Genomic DNA, 7012 nt, shown 5'->3' on the forward strand with positions numbered 1-7012 from the left:
AGGATATGAAGAGCCTGCCCTGCAAGTTCTCCAATGACCTTTACGTAGGGTTTCCACATATCTGAACAGACAAACTCCAGCTGCTTACTTCTGGCCTCTGTGAAGAACTCGAAAAAGCTGCGAATAGTTTTCTCTGTTCGCTCCTCACCAATCCACAACAAGCGCGTATAACCGCGGTCAATCTGGTAAACAACGGTGAGGTACTTATGACCTAACTGGTAAGCTATCTCATCAACACCGATGGCTTTTATCTTGTCCAGGCATCGATGTTTACGTCCCCAGTCCACTATATATTCAACAGAATGAAAGACCTTTTCCCATGAGGTGTTAAAGGTCTCGGCTACTTCCTTCCACGACATTTTCCTGGCCCAAAATGCAAGAAATTGCATATACGTTTTGGTAAGCTCATTTTTACCTTGGGCCCATGGAACCTCCTCAATCTTGACGCCACAGGTGGGGCAATTAACTCGACGCATCTGATAAAGGAGAAAGGTTCTGTAACCCCATATTGGTATGAACTCAAAACGGCGTATATTTAGTCGATCATAGCCAGCTGATGGCTTCTGACAACCAGAACAGATAGCCAGTCCATTCTTTCTGGGAATCACGGTAATCTCGAGCACTTCAGCACCTTTATGGATGGCAAGCTCAACCGACTGATAAACAAAGGACTTGAATTTCTGGCATTTATTGAGGAGAGTTTTTATGAGCATCTGCCGAGCCTTCTGTTGTTTTTCTGTTCGCAACTAAAAAACATACATAAGTTTTCGGCAGGTGTTTTTCCTCCTAAAATTCACTCAATTTACCCACAGTTATCCCTGAGGAGCCAAAAAAGAGGACGTATAGTATAAAAAACAGAACGTATCTCGATCACTTTTCAGTCATTATTTCATCTTTTGCTAATAAAGAATAAGCACTGGCATGTTTATATTCAATTACAATAAATTCGCTTGGGTTAATCAAGAAATCACGGATTCAGGCTGTAGTTACGCTGTCCTTAAAGCTTGAAAGCGAATAAATTCCAATACGTTATCGACTAACTGATTAGATGTTGAACTTTCACTGTCCGCAGCAGTCCTAAATATTGCAACGTACTTAAAACCTTAACGTGTGTCCTTACCTTGCAAATAGCACGTAGTCTATTATTTTCGGGGATAATATATGATTGAATCTAATAATACCTTTCCAGGCTCACCGGCACCTAAACAAACACTCCCGCCATCGATAGATATTTTTAATTTTTTCACAAAAAAATTACTGTTAACTCCTTTTAAAGCATGCCGGATTGATGAGAATAACCTCACATATCTGACTGATGATAATAACTGCTCAATTTGTAGAAAAACTATTGATATCAACGCCAGAAATATCACAATAGCTCACTGCGGTCACGTTTTTCATGAGCCGTGTATTAAACAATGGAGTGAGACTTTATCATCAAAAATTACCAACAACACCAGCACCAATAGCAAGGCATCTTATCAGTTCTCCTTGACATGTCCAAATTGTCGACAATACATTTCCTGCAACAAAACAACCGCAATACCTGTATGGGATGGTTTATCCTATATTTTCAAAATAAATAGCTATGAATTAAATCATCCATGTCCCTATTCAGGGAAGCACTCCGTAAAGTTTAATATTGATGGATCTGAAGTGACTATTGCTCTCGGTTTTAAAGGAACCCCATCTCTATGTGCAAGAATAGATACCATGAACACATATGATAAACAGTCGCCGGACTCGAGTTGTCAATTAAATATTACCCATGATAATGGGGTTTATTGTCTGAATTCTGAATTCGATGATGATGATGATAAAGCGACCAACTCATTATATACTTTGACAATCTGGGGAAACATGTTTTCATGTTATCTGAATTCCAGCCAATCATCTTTTAGTTTGATTGTCGATGCAGATCATGGGCCTCGTATTGCTCTAATACCTTCTGTACCTTTGTGCAAAATTCTGAATTATGTAGCTGACTTAGATGTATCTGATGAAACGATTACTGATAATCTCGAACGTGAACTTTGCACAGCTTTGAAATCGAAGGCTAATAATTTAAAAGAAACTTTTAAAGAGTTCTCAGAAGAAAAGGATTTAAACATCTCATCTATAACTTGCTCACTAATTTCGTCGTTTACCAACCCGATTACTGGACATGCTAAATACACAGAACCTCTACTATCTCAGGAACCCCAAGAACAGATTTGCCCGAGAGTTTCTTGCAAAAATTCGATATCTGCTCAAAAGCGGGAAGCAGAGCAGACTGTCAGTCTTCCACAGACCGAAAAATCAAAGGCAGTAGGCTCTGGCAGGAAGGAGCAAGTCGCATGTGAGCGATTGCTTAGTATACCACCACGATTGCACCAATGGTGTGATACCACAAAATTAACAATGATGGTTACGGATGAAAATAATACTGAAACTTATGCCATGTATGATAATGCCACCTTCAAGAATCGGAGGAGAAGCGGTATTTTTAAAGATTATTATGTTATGGATGATGTGTCTGAAGATCCTGAATTTAAAGAATTTGAGGCAGGCTGGTCTGCTGCTAAAGAAAAAATGAATACAGGGGTTGGTAGTCTATATTTAAGAATTAAAGAAACTCGTTAGTATCGGATTGAAGAGTCAGATTATAGACGTCAAAGAATTACCTGATTACCACTGATCGTACGTCATGACACAGAGAAAGTTTATTTAAGAATATCTGTAAAGTTTTTCATTCTATATGCCTATAACCCAGTAAAGAAATAACAGAACCTCTCCAGTATTACCGGTGGAGCAGGCATCATGAGGGCTTGTTCTCCAGATGATCGAAGTAAACCCGGCTTCTAACCGCTCCGGCCAGGCAAAAAACCACAGCATCATTCGAAATGATGAAGTTTACACTGCAATTGTCTTTTAGTTATCGGTTAATCGCTAGCCAGGTTTCCACTGGACGTCTGGCAGCTTGAGCAGCCGCTCCGCATCGGTGCTGTATTAACTGCTACCCGCCCAAGCCTTGAGATCATTGAAGGCATATCAAAACGCCGGTTAAACCGATAGTTGAACTCTGACAGATAGCGGCCCAGGTGCTTGGGGTCGAGCTTATGGTAAGTACCGGTCATCGCTGTTTTCACGTTACCCAGCATGGTGTTTACCCAGGTGAACAGCTCATTCTCCATGGAAGCATGGCCACCACCCGTGATAACCGCTGTATGACGGCACCCTGCATCTGCGATTCCACGGAAGCAGGACAGGCCATCGCTGACTACCTGAGTTCCCTGCTTCAAGGCATGTTCAGCCCACTCTTTCATGGTCTTACGACGAAAGTTATCTACTGCATTAAAGTGCATATAGAGGGGATGATTATCATCATCGGTCTGGACTGCGGCAACAAAGGGCGCCTTGTTCTCTGAGCCTCTACCGCGTCGACCACCATGGCGCTCTCCTCCCCAGTAAGCATCATCAACCTGAACATGGCCAGTCAATTGCCAACTATTATCTCTCTCCATCATGACCTGCATGAGCTTGTGCTTCATGCGCCACGCAGCGTTGTAGGATATGCCAAGCTGTCGATGCAGGTTCAGGGCTGAAATGCCTGCTTTATTTTGGGTGATCAGGTAAATGCCAAGAAATCAACGGGTTAGCGGTAATTTTGTCGAGTCAAAAATGGTGTTACTGGTCAGTGAAGTTTGCTGATGACAACGGTTGCACTGGTATTCGGCTTTCCTGTTGAGTTTGCAGAAACTGCAAGAGCCGCACCGGGGGCATTGGAAACCGTCTGGCCAGCGCCAGGCGAATAACGCCCTCTCGCATTGCTCTTCACTGCCGTAACTGTCAAAAAACTCCATAATGCTAATGCCTTTTTGGAACTGAATGGTATTCTTACTCATCAGTGTATCCTCCAAAAATGAAAGTCATTCGACGTTTATTATAGCAGCTGGTTCGTGACGAACGGTCAGTGGTAATCAGGTAAATTTATGAAGACATGCTTGTAGGGTTGCATCTTGGTTGCTTTGAATGAAATCCAGGTGTAAAGATTTGAGCTAAAGGGTTTTTTGCTGTTTTGCGTCAAGTGTATTACTGTCAGGCATTATCATTTTACGTTTTAAAGACGGATTATCATTTTTGTTTAATACTGATTTATAAAACTCGGTACCCTTGGCTAATGCTTCCTTTTTTATTTTCAGTGCGTTAAGAGTGTTATGGCTAATAGTGTCTTTGTTATTCTGGAGGTGCTCTAGGTTTGCATGATGTTCCCTTAAAGTATCAATATTATGTTTCATCGTATCTATGTTAGTTTTGTTCTCTTGATCTGATGGGAGGGAATTCAGCTTATCTTTTAAATTACTGGTTATGGTATTTAATGTCTTAAAAGAAGTCTGTGCATCATTAATGTGTTTTTCAAGTGATGGCTGTCTGGTGGGAATGAAAACTTCGATAGCGTTAATCTCAATCTCTTGTTTTTTTAATATATCGGGTAATATATTTTTGCTCTGCTCGGTCGTAAATATCTCTTGATTGAGTTGATCTATTGCAGGGTTATCATTGTTTTTATGTTTACTAAGGTGCATTTTTTGTTTGTTGTCAATAATGGCCTGCTTTAGATTGTGTGATACTATATCATTTTCTCTCTGAAGGGCGTTAATTTGAATCATTAATACTAATTTGTCAGTTGAAATATTTACAATCTCATTTTCTTTTTTTTTAATAGGCTTTCAGTTTGATTAAGGTTTTTTCTCAGACTTGAGTTTTCTTGTTGAGCATGATCAAGTTGTTCGTTGATGCTTTTAATTTTCTCCTGGAGTTGTTTTTTTTCCTGCTCTGCTAGTGGCTCGGTGATGGAAAGTGAGGCACTGTTGTCAGTGAGTAGCAATCGATGGGGTTCTGGCTGAACACTTGGTTGTGTTCTTTCCTGAATGTGGGGTTGTGATGTCATGTCTTCAGTTAAGGCTAATGGCGTATGTGTATGAACAAGCTGGGTATTATGCATAGATGTCCCACAAACAGCATTGTATTGAGTACCTGGTAATAGGGTTAAATCGCTGAGTGGAGATACCTCCTGCGGTGAGTTTGATGTTTGGTTGTTATCAGTTGGATTTGTTGTTGAATTCAGTGGTTGGTTAATAGTTAGTTGTATGTTTGAATTAATATCGACCCAATCAAGGAGTTGTTTTTCTGAGTCTGTGAATAAACAATCGTTTAACTCTGGGTTGTCCAGGAAATGAAAATAAGAGGAATCGGGACTTGTATCTATTTTCGAAGAGTCAGGCTCAGACGGAAGAGACGGTTGCCCTGAATAATTCACTTCAGGGAGTGCGAAACTAGTATGGATAGTTTTTTTCTGGTCTGATATCTCACTGTTGATGACTTTCTTAGTGTCAAGTTCAAGCTGTTGATAAGGGCTGCTAACCCATTTTTTTTGGTGAATTTCTGCTTTCTTTTCATGGATGTCGTTAATCCTTATCAAGCAAGCTTCAAGGGTTTTTTCTCTGGTACGCACTTGGTCAGAAGGTAGGCCTAAGGCCAGGGTGATAGAATCGGCTTTACGCCCGTTCTAATTAAGACTGTTTTAAACGACAATTGTCAGGCTAAAAAGGTTTTTTTGGGTGTTTTGGTAACTACAGGAAGTAGTGTGCCGAGTTTGAAATAGCTAAATATCCCATTATCGGAATGATCGTTCGACCGATTCTAGCGCCCTGGGCCTAAGGCAGCGTTTAGCTTGGACATAAGCACTTTTATTGTTTCACTATATGTTATCGTGTTTTCTATGTCGGTCAGTTTGTGGCTATCAGTGCTGCCTTCGCTCTGTAATGAATTACTGTTTATAAACTCAATACACTCTTCTATGATTTTTTGCTGTGATACCGTCTTTAAGCCTGTTGCTTTGTCTAAGTGAAGTGCCTTTTCTAATTTGTCGTATAGTATTCTTACTTTATAATGATACAAATTTGGAGATTTTGTTTCATCATTTTTTGTATTCTCTGATGAGTCTGAAGAAGGGTTGCTAGCCTGATTTTTTTGATGATATTCTGGTATACCTTGTTTTATAGATTGAATTTTTTTCAGGCAAGTTATAAGGGTTTGTTCTCGAGTGTACTTACCAGGTTCTAGACCCATTATACCCTTTAGATCATTAATCAGTTCGCTATTATGAGCATGACATGAAACGTGTTTGTCTTCCTTTGTTCTGGTCGTTGTGTGGCTGTATGTGTCACCTTTCCTCAATAATAAACGACTGTTTAGAAAATTAATACACTCTTCCAGAATTTTTTTATTTGATACTTGTTTTGAGTTTTTTTCGTTTTCTAAGCTAAGCTCTTTTTTTAAGGCGTTGTATTGTGTGGTTATTTTTTTCCACGATATAGAAGCAGAGTTGGCTTCTGAGGTTTCGCAGACGTTTACTTTTCTTTTTGCCAGATTTAATAGGTTGATTTTTACATGTTTGTTGGCTGCCGTTGGTTCTTCTGTGTTATCTATTCTCGTTTGATCTTCCACTGAATGGTGAAGGATTAAGTTGGATGCCACAAAGTTTTTAGCGTCGCGTTTTGATGAAGCGTTGAGGTCTGTAGGCGCAGGAGCAGGAACTGTGGAGTTGATTCTTAGCGAAACGCCATGCATCCGATTAGCCCTTTATAGTTTATATGGCCTGCCACCTGAATGGCATCAGACACGACATTATAATACATATTAGCGCAATAACTAACTGTTGTTGTAAGTAGTTGACCATTTGTCTTCATATAAATTGACTGGTCGATCGGCAGGTTATTTTATGTGCTAATTGTATGAAGCTTTTATGCTACCTTTATCAGACTCATCGTCTTATTCCCCCTGATTATGAAAACTGTTAATCCAATCACAGACACAGCGGTTATCACCACGTTAAAACTGGCCGTACGCCTTGGTCCGACGCCTTATATTAGAGAAAGAGCACATGCCATACTGTTAAGCAATCGAGGGTATACTCTTGAGCAAATAGCTGATTTTTTTGAAAACCAGTATCAAACTGTTTCTCGCTGGA

At 40.0% G+C, this 7012-nt stretch carries 6 protein-coding genes and 1 pseudogene; 2 read left to right on the top strand and 5 right to left on the bottom strand.

Features of this window, described 5'->3' with window-relative positions; genetic code table 11:
* The coding region (locus RM811_RS21730) for a transposase (RefSeq protein ID WP_402528324.1) at nt 1-713 on the bottom strand (713 nt) is incomplete at its 3' end.
* Nucleotides 714-1161: 448 nt separating this feature from the next.
* Here RM811_RS21730 and RM811_RS21735 point away from each other — a divergent pair.
* Complete coding sequence (locus RM811_RS21735) at nt 1162-2622, top strand: hypothetical protein (protein ID WP_402528327.1); 1461 nt, start codon at nt 1162-1164, stop codon at nt 2620-2622.
* A 306-nt stretch (nt 2623-2928) separates the two neighbouring features.
* On the opposite strand, the pseudogene RM811_RS21740 reads toward RM811_RS21735, so the two are convergent.
* From RM811_RS21740 to RM811_RS21755, 4 genes and pseudogenes are all read right to left on the bottom strand, one after another.
* Nucleotides 2929-3884 (bottom strand): annotated as a pseudogene (locus tag RM811_RS21740) (IS1595 family transposase).
* A 153-nt stretch (nt 3885-4037) separates the two neighbouring features.
* Nucleotides 4038-4649, bottom strand: coding sequence for a hypothetical protein (locus RM811_RS21745; RefSeq protein ID WP_402528330.1), 612 nt, complete (start codon nt 4647-4649; stop codon nt 4038-4040).
* A gap of 26 nt (nt 4650-4675) precedes the next feature.
* The gene (locus RM811_RS21750) at nt 4676-5494 is read right to left on the bottom strand and encodes a hypothetical protein (RefSeq protein ID WP_402528333.1); all 819 of its coding nucleotides are present in this window, start codon (nt 5492-5494) and stop codon (nt 4676-4678) included.
* A 188-nt stretch (nt 5495-5682) separates the two neighbouring features.
* Nucleotides 5683-6612: a hypothetical protein gene (locus RM811_RS21755; protein WP_402528336.1), complete on the bottom strand. Its 930-nt coding sequence runs from the start codon at nt 6610-6612 to the stop codon at nt 5683-5685.
* Nucleotides 6613-6828: 216 nt separating this feature from the next.
* Here RM811_RS21755 and RM811_RS21760 point away from each other — a divergent pair.
* The coding region (locus RM811_RS21760) for a helix-turn-helix domain-containing protein (protein ID WP_402528339.1) at nt 6829-7012 on the top strand (184 nt) is incomplete at its 3' end.

This window comes from Endozoicomonas sp. (assembly GCF_031844845.1).
Classification (GTDB): Bacteria; Pseudomonadota; Gammaproteobacteria; order Pseudomonadales; family Endozoicomonadaceae; genus Endozoicomonas.